This is a genomic window from Streptomyces sp. NPDC030021 (assembly GCF_055574035.1).
Genome location: NZ_JBVIAH010000015.1, coordinates 119,577 through 139,909 on the forward strand (window position 1 = coordinate 119,577; position 20,333 = coordinate 139,909).

The window sequence follows — 20,333 nt, forward strand, 5'->3', positions numbered from 1 at the left end:
AAGGCACAATCCCGAGTGGTGGCCCTACCTGCGTAAACACACAGCGGTGGCCCAAGTAGAATCCCTCCACGTGACTGCCAAGCCCCGCATCCCCAATGTCCTGGCCGGCCGCTACGCCTCCGCGGAGCTCGCCGTCCTGTGGTCCCCCGAGTACAAGGTGACGCTGGAGCGGCGGCTGTGGCTCGCCGTGCTGCGCGCCCAGAAGGACCTCGGTATCGAGGTCCCGGACGAGGCCCTCGCCGACTACGAGCGCGTCCTCGAGACCGTCGACCTCGCCTCCATCGCCGAGCGCGAGAAGGTCACCCGGCACGACGTGAAGGCCCGCATCGAGGAGTTCAACGCCCTCGCCGGTCACGAGCACGTCCACAAGGGCATGACCTCCCGCGACCTGACCGAGAACGTCGAGCAGCTGCAGATCCGGCTCTCGCTGGAGCTCGCCCGGGACCGCACGGTCGCGGTGCTCGCCCGCCTCGGCAAGCTGGCCGGCGAGCACGCCGAGCTGGTCATGGCCGGCCGCTCCCACAACGTGGCTGCGCAGGCCACCACCCTGGGCAAGCGCTTCGCGACCGCGGCCGACGAGCTGCTGGTGGCCTACGACCGCCTGGAGGACCTGCTGGGCCGCTACCCGCTGCGCGGGATCAAGGGCCCGGTCGGCACCGCCCAGGACATGCTCGACCTGCTGGGCGGCGACGCCGCCAAGCTGGCCGACCTGGAGCAGCGGATCGCCGCCCACCTCGGCTTCGCCCAGGCCTTCACCTCGGTCGGCCAGGTCTACCCGCGCTCGCTCGACTACGACGTGGTCACCGCGCTGGTGCAGCTGGCCGCCGCCCCGTCGTCGATCGCCAAGACCATCCGCCTGATGGCCGGCCACGAGCTGGTGACCGAGGGCTTCAAGCCCGGCCAGGTCGGTTCCTCGGCGATGCCGCACAAGATGAACACCCGCTCCTGCGAGCGCGTGAACGGCCTGATGGTCATCCTGCGCGGCTACGCCTCGATGACCGGCGAGCTGGCCGGCGACCAGTGGAACGAGGGCGACGTCTCCTGCTCCGTGGTCCGCCGCGTGGCCCTGCCGGACGCCTTCTTCGCCTTCGACGGCCTGCTGGAGACCTTCCTGACGGTCCTCGACGAGTTCGGCGCCTTCCCGGCGGTCGTCGCCCGCGAGCTGGACCGCTACCTGCCCTTCCTCGCGACCACCAAGGTCCTGATGGGCGCGGTACGGGCCGGCGTGGGCCGCGAGGCCGCCCACGAGGTCATCAAGGAGCACGCCGTGGCCTCCGCGCTCGCCATGCGCGAGCAGGGCGCCGAGCGCAACGAGCTGCTGGACAAGCTGGCCGCGGACGAGCGGATGCCGCTGGACCGGGCCCAGCTCGACGCCCTGATGGCCGACAAGCTGTCGTTCACGGGCGCCGCGGGCGACCAGGTCGCGGTGGTGGTCTCCCGTATCGAGACGATCGCCAAGCAGCACCCGGAGGCCGCCGGGTACGCGCCGGGGTCGATCCTCTGACCCCCGACGAGCTGAACGCCGCCCGCGACCGCGTCCTCCCGGACGTGGTCGCGGGCGGTCTGCGTGTGCTCTTCTGCGGAATCAACCCCGGACTCCTCTCCGCCGCGACGGGCCACCACTTCGCCCGCCCCGGCAACCGGTTCTGGCCCGTCCTGCACCTCTCGGGCTTCACCCCGCGCCGCCTCGCCCCCGCGGAGCAGGAAGAGCTGCTGACCTACCGTCTCGGCATCACCAACGTCGTGGCCCGGGCCACGGCCCGCGCCGACGAGCTGAGCGCCGAGGAGTTCCGCGAGGGGGGCCGCATCCTGACGGCCAAGGTGGAACTCCTGCGCCCCCAGTGGCTGGCGGTCGTCGGCGTCACTGCCTACCGCACCGCCTTCGGCGAGAAGAAGGCACAGATCGGCCCCCAGGAGCGGACCATCGGCTCCACGCGCATCTGGGCCCTCCCCAACCCGAGCGGTCTCAACGCCCACTGGACCGCCGATTCCATGGCCCAGGAGTACGCCCGCCTCCGCAGCGCCGCCGAGGCCGACGAGCCCCAGCCCGACTAGACCTACCGGCCAACAGATCGTCTAGGGCGGGTCGGTGACCGTGACCCCTGCCATCAGCTGGTAGGGGTCCTCATCGGCCCACTGCGCCACGTAGACCACCAGCCAGTGGGCGCCGATCCGCCACAGGTGCACGTGGTCGGTGCTGCTGCCCAGCTCGTCCCACGGCTGCGGTATCTCCTCCCCGGCGAATCCGCGGTCCCTCAGCGTCCCCAGGCCGAAGACCTGCGGCTCCCCCCACCGGTCGGTCGCGGCCTGGACGAACGCCCCGTACTCGGCTCCGATCTGGTCGGCTGCCTCGATCCGGTCCGAACCGTCGTCGTCCCAGAAGCCCCGCGTCCGGGCGAGCTGAACCAGGTGGAATCCCGGGCCGCTGCTGTTTCCTCCGGTCCGGACCGGCTCGGGCGGGAACTCCCTCGCCCGGAGCCGGTCGATCGTGTCGAGGTGCTCTGCCGTGGTCATACCGTCAGTATCCCGAGGGCCACTGACAACTGGCCCGGCGTCACGCGTCCCGGCGGCGCATCGCCAGCCAGCCCCCCAGCACCGCGGTCAGCGCCCACAGCGCCAGCACCCCGAGCCCGGCCCACGGACCGAGGTCGCCGGACTGCTGGCTGCGCATCATCGCCTGCCCGGCCCGGTCCGGCATGAACTGCCCCACCCCGGTCGCCGCCGCGCCCACGATGAAGGACACCATGACGACGAAGGGTATGAGAATGCTCAGGACGGCCAACCCGCTGCGCAGCACCGCCGTGAGTCCGGCCGCGAACAGCGTCATGAGCGTCAGGTAGAGACCGCAGCCGACGACGGCCCGCACGGTGCCGGGGTCGCCCAGCTCAAGGGCGTCGTGGCCCATGAACGACTGTCCGGCCACGAAGGTCAGCAAGCCCGCGAGCTGGCCGGCCACGAGAGCGAGCGCGCCCAGCATCGAGATCTTCGACAAGTAGAACCGCGTACGGTCGGGCACAGCGGTGAGGCTGGTGCGCAGTGCTCCGTTGTGGAACTCGGCGGAGAAGGCGGTGGCCCCGAAGGCGATGGCCGCTATCTGGCCGAAGTTGAGTCCGTAGAAGGCCGCGAGGAGCGGGTCGTCACCCATGCTGCCCTCCTCGGCCCGGCCCAGGGCCGCAGCCACCAGCGCCTGGATGCCGACGGTGAGGACGAGCACGGATATCAGCGACCAGAAGGTGCCCCTGAGAGACCTGATCTTGATCCATTCCGAGTGCAGTACGGGGGTCGTGGGCAGTGCGACGCTCATGGCGAAGCCTCCAGAGGGTACGGGAGCGGGTGGACGGTCAGTGGGCCGCGCTGAACTGCGCGTGATCGGCGGTGAGGTCGAGGTAGGCCTGCTCCAGCGAGGCGCGCTCGTCGGAGAGTTCCAGCAGGGGAACCCCCTCACGGGCGGCCAGGCCGCCGAGCTGCTCGGCCCGTATGCCTTCGACGTTCCACCGCCCGTCGTCCGCGGCCGCCAGCTCGAAGCCGTCGCGGGCCAGTGCGGCCCGCAGCCGGGCGGGGTCGGAGGTCCGCAGGCGCGCTCTCGGGGTGCTGCGGGCGTCGATGAACGCCTCCATCGAGGTGTCGGCCAGGAGCTTGCCCTTGCCGAGCACGACCAGGTGGTCGGCCAGCGCCGAAGTCTCCGACATCAGATGGCTGGAGACCAGGACGGCGCGTCCGTCGGCGGCGAGGGAGCGCATCAGCTCGCGGATCCAGATGATGCCCTCGGGGTCCAGGCCGTTGGTGGGCTCGTCCAGCAGGAGCACTCCCGGGTCGCCGATGAGAGCGGCGGCGATACCGAGGCGCTGGCGCATGCCGAGCGAGAAGGATTTGATCCGCCGCTTCGCGACGGAGGCTATGCCGGTCTGCTCCAGGACCTCTTCCACCCGGCGCATCGGGATCCGGCCGGCCGCGGCGAGCAGGCGGAGGTGGTCGTGGGCGGTGCGGCCGCCGTGGGCCGCCTGGGCGTCGAGGAGCGCCCCCACCCGGTGCAGCGGGTCCGTCAGGTCCAGGTAGCGCACGCCACCGATCGTGGCCGTGCCGGACGTGGGCCGGTCCAGACCCAGGAGCAGACGCATCGTGGTGGACTTACCCGCGCCGTTGGGGCCCAGGAATCCGGTCACCCGCCCGGGCAGGACATCGAAGGTGAGGCCGTCCACCGCACGGTGGGTGCCGTATCGCTTGGTGAGTTCTCGGATCTCGATGCTGTTCATGGCTCAAGACTCGCCGCCGGCCCCACCCCCTCCCCTCCCCCATGCGAGGGTGCCGTCTCCCCCACGTGGGGGAGACGGCCGTGAACAGGGCGCTGCCACCATGGAGTCATGAACCGACTGCTGCGCGCCCCGTTCCAACCGGTGACCTATTCACGCTGGTTGCACCTGTGCGTGCCGCTGCTTCTGCTGGCGGTATGGATGTTCATCATGCCCCGGTGGCCCTGGGTGCCGCTGCTGCTCGTCCTGCCGTTCGGGCTGGTCCCCTGGGTGCGACTGGCGGAAGGTCTTCAGGCACAGTTCCTGCTCACACCGTACGACCGCGACTCCTCCGACAGCGCCATAAGCCTCGCTCCGTCGGCCCGCTGGGGGGACCGCTGGCGAACCGTGCTGTGGCTGGAGACGCGGTTGGTCATCGCCGTAGGTGCGTTCGGCGCCACGGTCTGGCTGTCGGCGATGGCCGTGGAGCTCGTCGCGATAGCGATCGGGCATCCCATGGGGCCGGATCACTTCCTGCCGTTCGTGCCCGGGCGGTGGGCCGCCGCACTGCTCGTGCCCGTGCCGTTGGTCGTACTCATCGCCGTCGTGGCCGTGCTCGGCGAGTTGATCACCGCGGCCGCCACCCGCCTGCTCAGCCCGTCCGCCGCCGAACGGCTGACCGCGCTGGAGGCACGCACGGAGCAGCTGCTGGAACGCACCCGCATCGCGCGGGAACTGCACGACTCCATCGGGCACGCGCTCACCGTGGCCGTCGTGCAGGCGGGTGCGGCGCGCGCCGCGGGTGATCCCGCCTTCACCGACCGGGCACTGTGCGCGATCGAGGAGACGGGCCGGGCCGCGCTGGAGGATCTGGAGCGGGTGCTGGGGGTGCTGCGGGAGTCGGGACAGCCGCCGTCGCAGTGGCCGACGCTGGCGGAGGCCGACCGGCTCCTGGAGTCGGCCCGGGCCTCCGGCTCCGTGGTGGACGCGCAACTGACAGGGCCGCTGGAGAAGTTGCCGGAACCGGTCACCCGGGAGGGCTACCGGATCCTGCAGGAGGCGCTGACCAACGTACTGCGTCATTGCGGCCCGGTGCCGGTGCGCATTCGGGTGGACATGGCCGCGGGCCGGCTGGACCTGGAGGTGACGAACCCGCTGCCGGAACGCCCCGGGGTCACGGTCGGCGGTGGCAGCGGCCTGCGCGGGATCCGGGAGCGGGCCGCGCTGCTCGGCGGAGAGGCCGAAACCGGGCTGTACGAGGGTGGTTGGAGAGTGCGCGCCCGGCTGCCGCTGGAGCGAATACGCTGACCGGATGCCGGTTACCGTACTGCTCGTCGACGACGAACCCCTGGTGCGTGCGGGTCTGCGCGCCGTCCTGGATGCCCAGCCCGACATCGAGGTGGTGGGTGAGGCTGCCGACGGGGCCTCCGTGATCCCGCTGGTCCGGCAGTTGCGGCCGGATGTGGTGGCGATGGACGTGCGGATGCCGCTCCTCGACGGGATCGAGGCGACCCGTGCGGTGCTGCGGACGGTGGACTCCCCGCCGAAGATCCTCGTGGTCACCACCTTCGAGAACGACGAGTACGTCTACCAGGCGCTGCGGGCGGGAGCGGACGGGTTCCTGCTGAAGCGGGCCAGGCCTTCGGAGATCGTGCACGCGGTACGGCTGGTGGCGGAGGGCGAGACGCTGCTCTTCCCGGCGGCCGTGCGGGCCCTGGCCGCAGAGTACGGGAACCGGCAGGCCCGGGCGGCGCTGGAGCGGGCCGCCCTGACCGAGCGGGAGGAGGCGGTCCTGCGGCTGATGGCGCGGGGGCTCACCAACGTGGAGATCGCCGCCGAGCTGATCATCGGCACGGAGACGGTCAAGTCCCACGTCAGCGCGATCCTGGCGAAGCTGGGGGCGCGGGACCGGACTCAGGCGGTGATCACGGCGTACGAGTCGGGGTTCGTCTCCCCCGCATGAGGGAAGGTCTGCTTCCGGCCGATGGGGGGCTGCTTCTCGCCGACGCACCGGGCGGGCAGTACGATCCGGCTGACAAGCTCGCTACCTGGGAGGACACACGTTGGGGCAGCTGACCGGCGGGGACCCCTCTCTGCTCCGGCGGATCAATTCCGCCGTGGTGCTGCGCGCCCTGCGGACGGCCGGATCGCCGACCCTCACCGATCTCACACGGCTGACGGGGCTCTCCCGGCCGACCGTCGAGGGCGTCGTGGAGGGGCTGATCGGGACCGGGCTCGTCGTCGAGGCGGACGCGGAGGAGGGCGCGCGGCGGCAGGGCCGCCCGGCCAGGCGGTTCCGCTTCCGGACCGAGGCGGGGTACCTGCTGGGCATCGAGATCGGCTCGCACCGGATCGCGGTGCTGCTGTCCGGGCTGGACGGCCGCGTCATCGGGGCCGGTACCAAGGACGTCTCGGAGACGGCGTCCGCCGATGAGCGGCTGGAGCGGGTACGGGCGGCCGTCGCCGATCTGCTGCGCCGCGCCGGCGTGCCACGGGACTCGCTGCGGGCGGTAGGTGTCGGCAGCCCCGGGATCGTGGAGGCGGACGGCACGGTCCGCCTCGGCACCGCGCTGCCCGGCTGGACCGGACTGCCCCTGGGGGAACGGCTGCGGCGCTCCTTCCGCTGCCCGGTCCAGGTCGAGAACGACGCCAATGCGGCGGCGGTCGCCGAGCACTGGAAGGGCGCCGCGCGGGACACCGGCGACATGGTGTTCGTGATGGCCGGGCTCAGCCCCGGCGCCGGCTCGCTGATCGGCGGCAGGCTGCACCGCGGCTTCGGCGGGGCGGCCGGCGAGATCGGCGCCCTGCACCTGCTGGGCCGTGAGGTCACGCCCGAGCGGTTGCTGTCGACCACCGGTGAGCCGCTGCATCCGCTGGACGAGGCTGCCGTCGCCGAGGTCTTCGCGATGGCCAAGCGGGGCGACGAGCGGGCGGTGGCCGCCGTGGAAAGGTTCCTGCAGCGGCTGGTGCACGACGTGGCGGCGCTGGTCCTGGCGATGGATCCGGAGCTCGTGGTCGTCGGCGGCTGGGCGGCCGGTCTGGACGGGGTCCTGGAGCCCCTCCGCCAGGAGCTGGAGCGCTACTGTCTGCGCCCGCCGAGGGTGGCCCAGTCCATGCTCGGCGAGGCCGCGGTGGCGACCGGCGCCCTCCGGCTCGCGCTGGACCACGTCGAGGAGGAGCTCTTCGCGGTGGAGAAGACGGTCACGGCCCGCCGCTGACCCCGCTCCGCGCCCTCCCGCACACGCGGCAACGGCCCGGCCCCAGCAGTGGCTGGGGCCGGGCCGTGACCGCGTCCGTGTCCGCGTACTCGGAAGGACCGGGGACCGAAGAGTCGCCCCGGACGGCGTCAGGAGGCGACGCGCGGCTCGTGGGTGATCTCGACGTTGCCCGAGTCGCCGAAGGTGAGACGGCAGGTGTCCGCGCGGTAGGTGGCCACCGAGACCGCCGCCGTGCCCGCGGTGGTGAAGTAGCGCGTGGTGACCAGGAGCACCGGGGCGCCGGGCAGGCGGTCCAGTTCCTTGGCGTCGTCGGCGCGGGCGGAGCCGAGTTCCACCGAGCGGTCCTGGCCTTCGAGTACCAGCCGCTGCAGTTCGCGCAGGACGGCGCGGGCGCGGGCCGGTCCGGCCGGGGCCTCGATGGCGGGGAGTCCGGGCACGGACGCGGCGGGGACGTAGAGCAGTTCGGCGGCGACGGCCTGGCCGTGGGTGACCCGGGTCCGGCGCACCGTGTGCACCGGCTGGTCGGCGGCGAAGGCGCCCCCGGTACCGAGGAGTTTCAGCACCGCGGCCGTCGGCAGGGTCTCGGCCGCGTCGACCGGCTCCCAGCCGTCGACGCTCTCGCCGGGCCAACTGTGCTGCGCGGTGCCCACGGCGACACCGACACGCGGCGGGGCGACGGTGGTGCCCACGCCACGGCGGCGCTGCAGCCGGCCTTCGAGCTCCAGCTGCTCCAGCGCCTGACGCAGCGTCGCGCGGGCGACTCCGAAACGGGCCGCGAGCTCACGCTCGTTGGGCAGCACCTCGCCGACGGCGAAGTCCTGGTCGAGCGCCTCGCTGAGGACGGTCTTGAGGTGCCAGTACTTCGGCTCCGGTGCCGTTTCGAGCTGCGTGGTCCCCACCCTGACTCCTCCTGCCATCGCTGCACTCGCCGTGTGTTCCAGCGGCAGTTCCGCGCCTTTGTTTATTAAAGGTTCCTGCACTATCCCTGCGACGATAGGACGGCACACCCCCTTGGTCAAGACCAATGCTCATACCTTTGCCGGGCAGAACGGGCATACGTATCAAGCCGTTCATAGGATGTTCTCGTCGGCGCGGAAGGCTTGTAGTCAAGGGCTACCGGACGGTAATCATGGCGGTAGGCACTACTGACATCCTGTCTCGCACGCGTCCAACCGACGAGGAGCAGCATGACCGCCACGGTCTCCTTCACGATCGATTCGCCGCTCGGCCCCCGCCCCACCACCGTCGCCTACGAGCGCAAAGGCGCCGGCGAACCGCTCCTCCTGCTGCACGGCATAGGCCATCACCTCCAGGCCTGGCACCCGGTGATCGACATCCTGGCCGCCGAGCACGACGTGATCGCCGTCGACCTGCCCGGCTTCGGCGCCTCGGAGCCCCTGCCCAAGGGCGTTCCGTACTCCCTGGGGACCGTGGCTCCGGCACTCGGGGCGCTCTGCGCGGCCCTCGGCGTCGAGCGCCCGCACGTCGCGGGCAACTCGCTCGGCGGTCTGCTCGCGCTCGAGATGGGCCGGAGCAACCTCGTCCGCTCCGTCACCGCCCTCTCCCCCGCCGGGTTCTGGACCGAGGCCGAGCGCCGCTACGCCTTCGCCACCCTCCTCGCGATGCGCGCCGGCGCCAAGGCGCTGCCCCTGCCCGCCGTACGGCGGCTCTCGCGCACCGCCGCCGGCCGCGCCGCGCTCACCGGCACCATCTACGCCCGCCCGTCCCGCCGTCCGGCCGAGGCGGTCGTCGCCGAGACCCTCGCCCTGCGCGATGCCACCGGCTTCGAGGACACCCTGGCCGCGGGCGGCTCCGTGCGGTTCACCGACGACGTGCCCGGCCTGCCGGTCACCATCGCCTGGGGCACCCGCGACCGGCTGCTGCTGCGCCGCCAAGGCATCCGCGCCAAGCACACCGTCCCCGGCGCCCGGCTGGTCCGGCTCCCGGGCTGCGGCCACGTCCCTATGAACGACGATCCGGCGCTCGTGTCCCGGGTGGTGCTGGACACGGTCCGCAGCGTGCGGCTCGTCGCCGCCTGAAGGGCCGGACCGGGCAGCCGGACCGGTCGGGCGGGCCAGTCGGTCGGTCGGTCGGTCGGGCCAGTCGGTCGGTCGGGCCGATCGGCCCGGATCCCGGACCGACCGATTCCGCCGAGTTGGCTGAATCGGCCAAACACCTGAACAGATGAACGAATGAGCGGCTGACGGCTGTTCATCCGCGGTTCGCGTGGGCGACGCGGCCGGGCCGGTGTGCGACGGCACGCTGGTCCGACCCGTCCTCGCCGGCCCCAGGAGACGTACCGATGGCATCGATCCCGCACACCCGACGGTCCCTCATCGGCGGTTCCCTCGCCCTGTCCTCCGCGCTGATCGCCGCCCCGGCGCTCGCCGTCCCCGCCTTCGCCCGCTCCGGCCGGCCGGGCGCGCTCTGGGGCGTCCAGTCCGGCGAGATCACCGCCCACTCGGCCACCGTGTGGACCCGTTCCGACCGCCTGGCGCGGATGTACGTCGAGACCTCCCCGAGCGAGGCGTTCCGCTACGCCGTACGCCGCCACCGCGGCCCGCTGCTCGGCCCGTCGAGCGATTTCACCGGAACCACCGTGCTGCGCGACCTGCCGCCCGGCCGGCAGATCCACTACCGGGTCGTCCTGACCGACCCCGACGACCCCCGCCGCAGCTCCGCGCCGGTCCACGGCACCTTCCGCACCACCCCCGTCTCCCGCCGCCACGACGTGCGCTTCCTGTGGTCCGGCGACCTGGCGGGCCAGGGCTGGGGCATCAACCCCGATCTCGGCGGCTACCGCGTCTTCGAGGAGATGCGGCTGCGCAACCCCGACTTCTTCCTCTTCAGCGGAGACACGATCTACGCCGACGGGCCGATCAAGGCCACCGCCCCGCTCCGCGACGGCAGCCTCTGGCGGAACGTCACCACCGAGGAGAAGGCGAAGGTCGCCGAGACGCTCGCCGAGTTCCGCGGGAACTTCCGCTACAACCTGCTCGATCGCAATCTGCTCGGCTTCAACGCCCAGGTCCCGGTCCTCGCCCAGTGGGACGACCACGAGGTGCGCAACAACTGGTACCCCGGCCAGCTCATCGACGACCCCCGCTACACCGTCAAGGAGGCCGACACCCTCGCCGCCCGCGCCCGCCAGGCCTTCGGCGAGTACTTCCCCGTCACCGACCTGCGCGGAGGCCGCGCCGAGGGCCGGATGTACCGGGTGATGCGGTACGGCCCGCTGCTCGACGTCTTCGTGCTCGACATGCGGACCTACCGCAACGCCAACTCCCCCGGCACCCAGACCGAGGACCCCATCGGCATCCTCGGCCCCGAGCAGCTGGCCTGGGTCAAGCGCGAGCTCTCCCGCTCCCGCGCCACCTGGAAGGTCATCGCCGCCGACATGCCGCTCGGCATCGTCGTCCCCGACGGGGCCGCGAACTTCGAGGCCGTCGCCCAGGGCGACCCGGGCGCTCCGCTGGGCCGCGAGCTCCAGATCGCCGAACTCCTGCGACACATCAAGCACCAGCGCATCACGGGCACCGTCTGGGTCACGGCCGACGTCCACTACACCGCCGCGAACCACTACGCGCCCGAGCGGGCGGCCTTCACCGACTTCGCACCGTTCTGGGAGTTCGTGTCCGGCCCGATCGGCGCCGGCGGCTTCCCGGCCGGGCGGCTCGATACCACCTTCGGCCCGGAGACGGCCTTCGTACAGTCGGCTCCCTTCGCCAACATGTCACCGTCCGAGAACCCTCCGTACTACGGCGAGGTCGACATCGACGGCGGCAGCGGGGAACTCACCGTCCGCCTGCGCCGTCAGGGAGGGGACGTACTCTTCACCCGGACGCTCCAGCCCGGGCGTGTGGGTCAGTGACGCCCAGATGCCGCCGGCACCGCCGGCCCCTCCGACCCGCGATCCGGAAATGGCCCCGAAAACTGGGTGAAATCGGCCAGATGGACACTTAACCAGTCGGTCACAGATCGTTCGTGATCACGCAACACCCCTGCGCCACAGTGGTGTGCATGACTGACCGTAACCCCGCCTCCGCCCACCGTTCCCACCGTCACCACTGGCGCCGCGACGTCGTCGAACTCGCCGCAATGTTCTGCGCCGTCGCGGTGGCCGACGCCATCGCCAATCTCGTCGTGCACGGCCCGAGGGGCCCGGTCCTGCTGGTGGCCTCGGCCGTCGTACTCCTGGTGACGGCGGCCTTCCACACCTGGTGGGCACGGCGCCACAGCCATGCGCCCCCGCCGCGGAGCACAGCCCCCACCGATCCGGAGCCGCTCCCGTCGACGACCTCCGGCGCGACCGCGACAGCAACGGCAACCGCGACCGCGACCGCCAGCAGCACCACGCTCTGGCGGATGCGCACGACCGTACGGGACGAGCCCGGCTCCCTGGCCGCCCTGTGCACCGCCCTCGCCCGCAACGGCGTCGACATCCTGACCCTCCAGACACACCCGCTCCCCGAGGGCGGCACGGTCGACGAGTTCCTGCTGCGCGCCCCGCAGGAGCTGCCCTCCGCCGACCTCGCCCGGGCGATCTCCCGGGCCGGCGGCCACAGCACCTGGACCGAGCGCGCCGACGCCCACGACCTGGTCGACACCCCGACGCGGGTCCTCGGTCTCGCCACCCGCACCGCCCTGGACGCCGCCGAGCTGCCCCTCGCCCTGCGCCAGCTGCTCGGCCGCTGCACGATCCACTCGATCCCGGCGACCACCCTCTCCGGCCGCCCCAACGCCGGCGCGGACTCCCCGGTCGAGGGGGTGCTGGAGGCCACGGTCATGCGGCTGCGCGACCCCTCCGGCGGTGCGATCACCGTGGAGCGGCCCTACCTTCCCTTCACCCCGACCGAGTTCGCCCGGGCCCGCGCGCTCGTCGAGCTCGACGCCCGGCTCGGCCCCCGCGTCCCGCGCAGTCAGGACGTACTGACCCTGCCCGAGGGCAACGAGATCACCGTGCGCCGCGCCGACGGCTCCGACCGGCCGGCGGCCCGCGCCATGCACGACCGCTGCTCCGAGCGCACCCTGTCGCTGCGCTACCACGGCCCCGTCCACGACGCCGACCGCTACCTCGGCCACCTGCTGAGCCCCCGCTTCGGCCGCACCCTCGCCGCGACCACCGCCTCCGGGAAGCTCGTCGCCCTCGGCCACCTGCTGTGGGACGGCGACGAGACCGAGGTCGCCCTGCTCATCGAGGACGACTGGCAGCGCCGCGGCATCGGCTCCGAGCTGCTGCGCCGGCTCATCTCGATGGCCGTCGAGGCCGGGTGCGACAGCGTGTACGCCGTCACCCAGGCCTCCAACACCGGCATGGTCGCCGCCATGCGCGGCCTCGGCCTCCCCCTCGACTACCAGATCGAGGAGGGCACCCTGGTGATCACCGCCCGGCTGGACGCGACCCCGGTCAGCTCCCGGCCGCCCTACGAACTTCCCTACGAGCATCCCCGCGAGCTCCCGCACGAGCAGTCGGCTCCGCGCCGCCGCCGTTGACGATCCGTCCGGACCGGGGCCCTGACCGGGCACCGGCTCCGGCGGAATCCGGCCAAGCTACGCGCGCCACGTCCCCGGCGGCCACCGCACCGGGGACGTGAAGTCGCTTGTCCGGCACGGTGGTTGAAGATTTCTCGCACGCATTACCGACCCTGCTCCGGCCCACGTCAGCAGTCCGACGGCAATCGGTGATGACGGGAACCCGTCCCGCATACGAAGATGTCCGCATGTCAGAGACCCTCCACAACGGCAGTGCACCGCGGCTGCCCCGCCAGGTGGCCGACGCGTACGTCGACGACCTCATCGCCCTCGACCCGATCACGGGCACCTACCTCGGTGTCGCCGCGAGTTCGAGCAAGCTCCCGGACTTCTCCCCGGCGGGCCGTGCGGCCGTAGCCGAGCTCATCCGCGAGACCCTCACGCGCCTCGACGCCGCCGAGTCGGCGCCCGGCGCCGACAGCGACGCCGAACGCCGCTGCGCCCGGCTGCTGCGCGAGCGCCTCACTGCCGAGCTCGCCGTACTCGAGGCCGACGAGGACCTGTGCGCGGTCAGCAACATCCACAGCCCCGCGCACTCCGTCCGTGAGATCTTCTCCCTGACCCCCGCCGACACCGACGAGGACTGGGCGGCGATCGCCGCGCGCCTGCGCGCCGTCCCCGCCGCCTTCGACGGCTACCGCGAGAGCCTCGGACTCGGCCTGGAGCGCGGCCTGTACGGTAGCCCCCGCGCCACCACCACCATGATCGGCCAGCTCACGACCTGGGTCGGCCAGGACGGCTCCGAGGCGCCCTTCTTCGAGGGCTTCGTCTCCGCCGGTCCGGACTCCCTGCGCGCCGAACTGGACGCCGCGGCCGCCGGCGCGACCGCCGCCGTCGCCGAACTGCGCGACTGGATGAGCTCGGTGTACGCCCCTGCCGTCGAGGGCAAGCCCGACACCGTGGGCCGCGAGCGCTACGCCCGCTGGGCCCGTTTCTTCAACGGCACCGACCTGGACCTGGAAGAGGCGTACGCCTACGGCTGGTCGGAGTACCACCGGCTGCTCGCCGAGATGAAGTCCGAGGCCGCCAAGATCCTCCCGGGCGCCGGCCCCTGGGAGGCGCTCAAGCACCTGGACCAGCACGGCACCCACATCGAGGGCGTGGACGAGGTCCAGGCCTGGCTGCAGGGCCTGATGGACGAGGCCATCGAGAACCTCGACGGCACGCACTTCGAACTCGCCGAGCGCGTCCGCAAGGTGGAGTCCCGCATCGCCCCGCCGGGCGGCCCCGCGGCCCCGTACTACACGTCCCCTTCCGAGGACTTCTCCCGCCCGGGCCGCACCTGGCTGCCCACCATGGGCCTGACCCGCTTCCCCGTGTACGACCTGGTGTCCACCTGGTACCACGAGGGCGTGCCGGGCCACCACCTGCAGCTCGCGCAGTGGACGCACGTGGCGGACCAGCTCTCGCGCTACCAGGCCACCGTCGGCATGGTCAGCGCCAACGCCGAGGGCTGGGCGCTGTACGCGGAGCGGCTGATGGACGAGCTGGGCTACCTCAAGGACGCCGAGCAGCGCCTGGGTTACCTGGACTGCCAGATGATGCGCGCGGCCCGGGTCATCGTGGACATCGGCATGCACGTGGGTCTGGAGATCCCTGCGGACTCGCCGTTCCACCCGGGCGAGAAGTGGACGGTGGACCTGGCGCAGGAGTTCTTCGGCCTGCACAGCGGCCGGCCGGCGGACTTCGTCGAGAGCGAGCTGACCCGCTACCTGTCGATGCCGGGACAGGCGATCGGCTACAAGCTGGGTGAGCGCGCCTGGCTCCTGGGCCGGGACAACGCGCGTGCCGCGCACGGCGATTCCTTCGACCTGAAGGCCTGGCACATGGCGGCGCTGTCGCAGGGTTCGCTGGGACTGGACGACCTGGTGGACGAGCTGTCGAAGCTCTGACAGCCCGGACCGGGCCGGCTGGGCCCGGCCCGGCCGCCCGGCGGCGAACGACGGACGGGCCGCTCATCCCCGGGGGATGGGCGGCCCGTCCGCATGGGCCCGGTACAGGCGCTCGGCCCGGCACCGGCACTCGGGCCCGGTGCCGGCCCTCGGCCCCGTAAGGCGCTCACCTCAGCAGCCGCAGTCGTCCGAGTCGGTCGGCGCGGTCAGCGGGTCGGCCTCGGCGCGCTGCTGGCTGCCCTGCCAGGTCTCGACCTCGAAGCCCTCGCGGATCCAGTACTCGATGCCGCCGAGCATCTCCTTGACCTGGAAGCCGAGTTCGGCCAGGGCGAGGGCGGAGCGGGTGCCTCCGTTGCAGCCGGGGCCCCAGCAGTACGTGACCACGGGGACGTTCTTGTCCAGGAGCCGCTCGGCCTGCTCGGGGATGAGGGCGGTGGGCAGGTGGACGGCGCCGGGCACGTGGGCCTGGTCCCAGGACGGGGTGGAGCGGGAGTCGACGAGCTGGAAGCCGAGCTCGGCGCCCTGCTCGCGGTGGGCCTTGAAGGCGGCGGCCACGTCCGACACGTCCGCGTGGAAGGCCAGGCTCGCGGAGAAGTACGCGGCGGCCGCGGCCGGGGAGGCCGGGGGCACCCGGAGCACGGGGTTGGTGGGGGCGGGGGCGGCGGAGCCCGACTGATCCGTGTGCGTCTGCGTCGTCGTCATGGCAAGAAATCTACGATCTGTTGATCATCGCCGGAAGTGGGTTTCCCCGGGCTTTTCCTTGTCCGACCGGGGAATCCCCTGCTAGACCTGCATCATGACCGACTATTCCCCTGACGCCACTGACTGGCGGATCCTCGAAGCGCTCCAGCGGGACGGCCGCGCCAGTTTCACCGAGCTCGCCCGCTCCGTGTCCATGTCCGCGAGCGCCGTCACCGAGCGGGTCCGCCGGCTGGAGGAGACCGGCATCATCACCGGCTACACGGCGGTGGTGGATCCGGAAAGGCTCGGCAAGTCGATCCTCGCCCTGGTGCGGCTGCGCTACCCGCACGGCAACTACAAGCCCTTCCACGACTTCCTGGAGGCCACCCCGGAGATCCTGGAGGCCCACCACGTCACGGGCGACGACTGCTTCGTCCTCAAGGTCGCGACCCGCTCGATGTCGCACCTGGAGGAGGTCACGGGCCGGATCGCGGGGCTCGGTTCGGTGACGACGAGCATCGTCTACTCCTCTCCGCTGCCCCGCAGGCCGCTCAGTCCGTGAGCGCAGCAGTCCGGTGGCGCACCACGGAGCCGCCGCGCTGCTTGACGATCTCCAGCTGGGCCTGGACCCGCGTCCGCAGGTCGGCGACGTGGCTGACGATGCCGACACTCCGGTCCCGCTCGCGCAGCGAGTCCAGGACGTCGAGCACCTCGTCCAGCGCCTGGTCGTCGAGGCTGCCGAAACCCTCGTCGATGAAGAGGGTGTCGAGGCGCATCCCGCCCGCCTCGTCGGTGACCACGTCCGCGAGGCCGAGCGCCAGGGCGAGCGAGGCGAAAAAGGTCTCGCCGCCCGACAGGGTGGCGGTGTCCCGCTCACTGCCGGTCCACGCGTCGACCACGTGCAGTCCGAGGCCGGAGCGCCCCCGTCCGCTCGCCCGCGCGTCGGAGTGGAGCAGGGTGTAGCGGCCGCCGGACATGCGCAGCAGCCGTACCGTCGCGGCGGCGGCCACCTGTTCCAGGCGGGCGGCCAGTACGTAGGCCTCCAGGCGCATCTTGCGCTCGTTGTCGGCGGAGGTGCCGGCGGTGAGTCCGGCCAGCCGGGCGACCCGCTCGTAGGCCTCGCGCAGCGGGCCGAGCGCGCGCAGTTCCTGCTCGGCCTGCCGGGAGAGCCGGTCGAGCTCCGCGCAGCGCACCCGGGCCGCGTCGGCCGCCGACCCTGCCGTACGAAGCTTCGCCGCGGCCTTGGCCTCGTACGCCTCGGCCGCATCCGGTGCGGCCGGAGGCAGGGCTGCCGCTTCGGCGGCGCCGGTCTCGCGACGGCGGTCCGCCAGCAGGGCCTCCTCCGTCTGCCAGGCGTCCAGCCGGTGCTGGAGCGCGGTGCGCTCGTACTCGGGGAGCACCGCGTCGGCGGCGGCCTCGATGGTGTCGAAGCCGGCCTTGAACGCGGCGTCGGCGAGCTGGTCGTCGGCCTCCTTCAGCCGGGCCGCGGTGGTCTCGGCCCGGCGCAGCGAGCCGGCCGCGCCGGAGACCATCCGGACCCGGTCCTCCAGGGTGCGGGCGCGGGCCGCGACGCTGGGCGCGCCGTCCCGTACGAGGGCGAGTTCGGCCTCCAGTCCGGCCTGCTCGCGGTCCAGGGCCTCGCGCCGGGAGGCCCTGGCGGCGGCCCGGGTCTCGGCGCCCTGCCGGTCGGCGCTGCGCGCGTCGTGCTCCCGCTCGGCCCGGGCGAGCTGCTCACGGGCGGCGTGCAGGCCGGCGGCCGCGGCGTGGGCGGCGGCATGGCGGGCACTCAGGTCGGCGGTCAGGTCCAGGAGTTCGGCGGTGGTGGCCTCGCCGGCGGCGGCCGCGGCCTCGGCGCGGGCCTCCTGCGCGGCGGCGAGCCGGCGCTCGACGGCGGCCCGGGTCTGCTCGGCCCGTTCGAAGTGGGTGTGGGCCGCGTCCTCGGCCGCCCGGTCCACGTGACCGGGGGCCGGGCGGGCCGGATCGGGGTGTTCCGCGGACCCGCACACGGTGCAGGCCTCCCCGGCCACCAGTGCCTCGGCGAGCTCGGCGGCGATCCCGCGCAGGCGGGCCTCCTTGAGCTCCAGCCAGCGCTCCCGGGCGGCGGCCGACTCCTCGCGCAGGGTGAGCAGTTCGGCCGAGGCGCGCGCCGCGTCGGCGTCGAGCTCGTCCCGTCGGCGGGCGGCGTTCAGCTGCATGCGGGCGGGTTCCAGCCGGCCCGCGAGCTGCTCGGCCAGGGTGGCGGCCTGCTGGGCGGCGTCCGCGCGCTCCTGCAGCGCCGTCCGGGTCGCCTCCCAGCGCTCCAGCCATTCGGCGGACTCCTGGTGCTGCTCCTCGGCGGCCCGGGACTCCCGTTCCAGGTCGGCCCGTTCACGGCCGATCTCGGCGCTGCGCTGTTCGGTCCGCTGCGCCGCGCCGAGCGCGCCGAGGGCCTCGCGCAGCCGCTGCTCGATGTCGGCCAGCTGCTCGGCTCCCGCCTCCTTCAGCGTGGGCGGGAGCTGCGCGCGGGCGGAGGTCTCGGCGTGCGCGGCGGCGAGGTGCGCGGCGGAGGCGGCGCCGCGCAGTTCCAGGGCGGGGGCCACCAGGGCGCCGCGCCGGGCCCGGTCCAGCAGGCCGCGTACCCGGTCCCGCTCGGGGGCCGCCTCGGCGAGCAGGGCGGCCCGGCGGAGGGTCTCCGCGTGCCGGCGCTGGAGCCGGTCGAGCTCCCGTGCGTCCTCGGCCGCGTGCCGGGCGGCGGCGTGCCGGCTCTCGACGGCGGCCAGTGCGTACTCGGCGACGTCGAGGCGCTCGCGGGCCGCACACCGGGCGACGGCCGCCCAGGCCCGGACGGCCTCGGCGAGCCCGGGGTCGCCCGGCTGGTGTCGGGGCATGGGCCAGGCCCGCAGGTCGGCACTGTCCCCGGCGGCCTGGGCGAGCCGCTGGGCGGTGTGGAGCACCTTCTCGTCGCCGGCCCGGACCTTGGCCTCGGCGGCCCGGCGGCGCTCGCCGAGCAGGGCCTCGACGGCGGCGAAGCGGCGGGTGTCGAAGAGCCGGCCGAGCAGCCGGCCGCGGGCCGCCTCGTCGGCGCGCAGGAAGCGTGCGAACTCCCCTTGCGGCAGCAGTACGACCTGGCAGAACTGCTCGCGGCTCATGCCGAGCAGCTGCTCGATCTCCTCGCCGATCTCCTGGTGGGAGCGGCTGAGCGGCTCCCAGCCCGCGCCGGTGTGCTCGCGCAGCCGGCTCTGGGCCTTGTCCTTGGTGGTGCCCGTGCCGCGCTTCTTCGGGCGCTCCTGTTCGGGCCGCCGGGTGATCTCCAGGCGGCGGCCGCCCGCGGTGAGTTCGAGGGTGACCTCGGTCGGGGTGTGGGCGGCGGCATGGTCGCTGCGCAGGCTCGTGCCGGGGGCCTGGCGGGGGCCGGGCACGGAACCGTAGAGCGCGTAGCAGACGGCGTCGAGCACGGAGGTCTTCCCGGCGCCGGTGGGTCCGTGCAACAGGAAGATGCCGGCGCCGGACAGGGCGTCGAAATCGATCTCCTGGGGCTCGGCGAACGGTCCGAAGGCGGTCACGGCCAGCCGGTGCAGCCTCATCGGTGGATCTCCCGGTGGCTGTCGTCGGCGCGTACGTCGTCGAAGGCGCCCTGGAGAACGGCCCGTTCGGCCTCGTCGGCGTGGCCGCCGCCGCGCACGTGGGCGACGAAGTCCTCGGCGATCTCCTGGTCGCTGCGGCCCTTGAGCCGCTGGGCGTAGGAGGCGCCGGTCTCCTCCGGGCGGCCCTCGGGGTCGAAGGCGAGGGTGAGGGTGTGCGGGAAGCGTGCGGCGAGGCGGGCCATGGGGTCGTCGGGGCGGACCGGGTCGGTGAGGGTGGCCTCGACCCAGGCGTCCTCGTGGACCTGGTGCGCCGGATCCTGCAGCAGGTCCTCCAGCCGTCCGCGGAGCCGGGCGAGGGTGCGCGGGACGGGGGTGTTGATGCGCTCGGCGGCGGCGATCTCGCCCTGCGCGCCGAGTTCGATCAGCCACATGGTCTTGCGGTGGTCGGCCTCGGAGAAGGAGTAGGCGAGCGGGGAACCGGAGTAGCGGACCCGTTCGCCGATCGTCTGGCAGCCGTGGAGGTGGCCGAGGGCGGCGTAGTCCACGCCGTCGAAGACGGAGGCGGGTACGGCCTCGACGCCGCCGACGGTGATGTCGCGTTCGCTGTCGCTGGCCTGTCCGCCCGTGACGAAGGCGTGTGCGAGGACGATCGAGCGGGTGCCGGGCGTGCGGGTGGCCAGGTCGGCCCGGATCCGGTCCATGGCGGCGCCGAGGACCGCCTCGTGGCTCACCTTCTCCGCGCCGAACTGGTCCTTGACCAGGGCGGGCTCCAGGTACGGCAGGCCGTACAGCGCCACGTCACCGTGTACGTCGGCCAGGACGACGGGGTCGGCGCAGCCGGCCGGGTCGGTCCGCAGGTGGATCCCGGCCCGGTCGATCAGCCCGGCGCCGACGCCGAGGCGGCGCGCGGAGTCGTGGTTGCCGGAGATCATCACGGTGGGTACGCCGAGGTCTGCGAGGCGGTGCAGGGCCCGGTCGTACAGCTCGACGGCGGGCAGCGGGGGCACGGCCCGGTCGTAGATGTCACCGGCGACGAGGACGGCGTCGACCTCGCGCTCGCGCACGGTCTCGACGAGGTGGTCGATGAAGACCGCCTGGGCGCCCAGCAGGTTGACCCGGTGGAAGGCCCGGCCGAGGTGCCAGTCGGAGGTGTGCAGGAACTTCACTCGCCGGCCCCGCCGCGCATGCCGTCTCCCCCTGGTCGTCTCCCGCTCGCTG

17 protein-coding genes are annotated in these 20,333 nt (G+C 73.1%); 10 read left to right on the forward strand and 7 right to left on the reverse strand.

All coding sequences use genetic code 11. The annotated features are described in order from the left end of the window. Positions 1-70 precede the first annotated feature (70 nt). Together purB and mug are read left to right on the forward strand one after the other, a co-directional pair. On the forward strand, positions 71-1,504 hold the full coding sequence (purB, locus tag ACZ4YL_RS27425) for an adenylosuccinate lyase (protein WP_351154562.1): 1,434 nt from the start codon (positions 71-73) through the stop codon (positions 1,502-1,504). Beyond that, positions 1,501-2,055, forward strand: coding sequence for a G/U mismatch-specific DNA glycosylase (gene mug, locus ACZ4YL_RS27430; RefSeq protein WP_468120298.1), 555 nt, complete (start codon positions 1,501-1,503; stop codon positions 2,053-2,055). The genes purB and mug overlap by 4 nt, the downstream gene beginning before the upstream one ends. 21 nt (positions 2,056-2,076) lie before the next feature. Here mug and ACZ4YL_RS27435 read toward each other — a convergent pair whose 3' ends face one another. Genes ACZ4YL_RS27435 through ACZ4YL_RS27445 form a run of 3 tightly spaced genes read right to left on the reverse strand, consistent with a single transcriptional unit; the run spans position 2,077 to position 4,253 of the window. Further along, positions 2,077-2,514 carry a hypothetical protein gene (locus tag ACZ4YL_RS27435; RefSeq protein ID WP_468120168.1) on the reverse strand — a complete coding sequence of 146 codons (438 nt, stop codon included), beginning with the start codon at positions 2,512-2,514 and terminating at the stop codon, positions 2,077-2,079. Positions 2,515-2,554: 40 nt separating this feature from the next. Next, the gene (locus ACZ4YL_RS27440; RefSeq protein ID WP_468120170.1) at positions 2,555-3,304 is read right to left on the reverse strand and encodes an ABC transporter permease; all 750 of its coding nucleotides are present in this window, start codon (positions 3,302-3,304) and stop codon (positions 2,555-2,557) included. 37 nt (positions 3,305-3,341) lie between these two features. After that, the gene (locus ACZ4YL_RS27445) at positions 3,342-4,253 is read right to left on the reverse strand and encodes an ABC transporter ATP-binding protein (protein WP_468120172.1); all 912 of its coding nucleotides are present in this window, start codon (positions 4,251-4,253) and stop codon (positions 3,342-3,344) included. 108 nt (positions 4,254-4,361) lie between these two features. Here ACZ4YL_RS27445 and ACZ4YL_RS27450 point away from each other — a divergent pair, with 108 nt between their 5' ends. The 3 genes from ACZ4YL_RS27450 (at position 4,362) to ACZ4YL_RS27460 (ending at position 7,447) form a co-directional block, all read left to right on the forward strand. Next, complete coding sequence (locus ACZ4YL_RS27450; protein WP_468120174.1) at positions 4,362-5,537, forward strand: sensor histidine kinase; 1,176 nt, start codon at positions 4,362-4,364, stop codon at positions 5,535-5,537. Between the two features lie 4 nt (positions 5,538-5,541). After that, positions 5,542-6,192 (forward strand): response regulator transcription factor, encoded by a 651-nt coding sequence (locus ACZ4YL_RS27455; protein WP_150256360.1) that lies wholly within the window; start codon positions 5,542-5,544, stop codon positions 6,190-6,192. 100 nt (positions 6,193-6,292) lie between these two features. After that, positions 6,293-7,447 (forward strand): ROK family transcriptional regulator, encoded by a 1,155-nt coding sequence (locus tag ACZ4YL_RS27460; RefSeq protein ID WP_468120176.1) that lies wholly within the window; start codon positions 6,293-6,295, stop codon positions 7,445-7,447. Positions 7,448-7,575: 128 nt separating this feature from the next. Here ACZ4YL_RS27460 and ACZ4YL_RS27465 read toward each other — a convergent pair whose 3' ends face one another. Then, positions 7,576-8,346 (reverse strand): GntR family transcriptional regulator, encoded by a 771-nt coding sequence (locus ACZ4YL_RS27465; RefSeq protein ID WP_468120178.1) that lies wholly within the window; start codon positions 8,344-8,346, stop codon positions 7,576-7,578. A gap of 288 nt (positions 8,347-8,634) precedes the next feature. On the opposite strand from ACZ4YL_RS27465, the gene ACZ4YL_RS27470 reads away from it, so the two are divergent. From ACZ4YL_RS27470 to ACZ4YL_RS27485, 4 genes are all read left to right on the forward strand, one after another. Continuing rightward, a complete protein-coding gene (locus ACZ4YL_RS27470; RefSeq protein WP_468120179.1) occupies positions 8,635-9,486 on the forward strand; it encodes an alpha/beta fold hydrolase in 852 nt (283 codons plus the stop codon). 263 nt (positions 9,487-9,749) lie between these two features. Beyond that, positions 9,750-11,318, forward strand: coding sequence for an alkaline phosphatase D family protein (locus ACZ4YL_RS27475; RefSeq protein WP_468120181.1), 1,569 nt, complete (start codon positions 9,750-9,752; stop codon positions 11,316-11,318). A 149-nt stretch (positions 11,319-11,467) separates the two neighbouring features. Further along, positions 11,468-12,940, forward strand: a complete 1,473-nt coding sequence (locus tag ACZ4YL_RS27480; RefSeq protein ID WP_468120183.1) for a GNAT family N-acetyltransferase — start codon at positions 11,468-11,470, stop codon at positions 12,938-12,940. Between the two features lie 227 nt (positions 12,941-13,167). Beyond that, complete coding sequence (locus ACZ4YL_RS27485) at positions 13,168-14,871, forward strand: DUF885 domain-containing protein (RefSeq protein ID WP_468120184.1); 1,704 nt, start codon at positions 13,168-13,170, stop codon at positions 14,869-14,871. 171 nt (positions 14,872-15,042) lie between these two features. Here the strand turns inward: ACZ4YL_RS27485 and ACZ4YL_RS27490 are convergent, their stop codons facing one another. Then, on the reverse strand, positions 15,043-15,573 hold the full coding sequence (locus ACZ4YL_RS27490) for a rhodanese-like domain-containing protein (protein ID WP_468120186.1): 531 nt from the start codon (positions 15,571-15,573) through the stop codon (positions 15,043-15,045). Between the two features lie 94 nt (positions 15,574-15,667). On the opposite strand from ACZ4YL_RS27490, the gene ACZ4YL_RS27495 reads away from it, so the two are divergent. Further along, positions 15,668-16,114, forward strand: a complete 447-nt coding sequence (locus ACZ4YL_RS27495) for an Lrp/AsnC family transcriptional regulator (RefSeq protein ID WP_030008650.1) — start codon at positions 15,668-15,670, stop codon at positions 16,112-16,114. On the opposite strand, the gene ACZ4YL_RS27500 is transcribed toward ACZ4YL_RS27495, so the two are convergent. Both ACZ4YL_RS27500 and ACZ4YL_RS27505 read right to left on the reverse strand, forming a co-directional pair. Beyond that, positions 16,104-19,115 (reverse strand): AAA family ATPase, encoded by a 3,012-nt coding sequence (locus ACZ4YL_RS27500; RefSeq protein WP_468120188.1) that lies wholly within the window; start codon positions 19,113-19,115, stop codon positions 16,104-16,106. The genes ACZ4YL_RS27495 and ACZ4YL_RS27500 overlap by 11 nt on opposite strands. Next, positions 19,112-20,281, reverse strand: a complete 1,170-nt coding sequence (locus ACZ4YL_RS27505) for an exonuclease SbcCD subunit D (protein WP_468120190.1) — start codon at positions 20,279-20,281, stop codon at positions 19,112-19,114. The genes ACZ4YL_RS27500 and ACZ4YL_RS27505 overlap by 4 nt, the downstream gene beginning before the upstream one ends. Between the last annotated feature and the right edge of the window lie 52 nt (positions 20,282-20,333).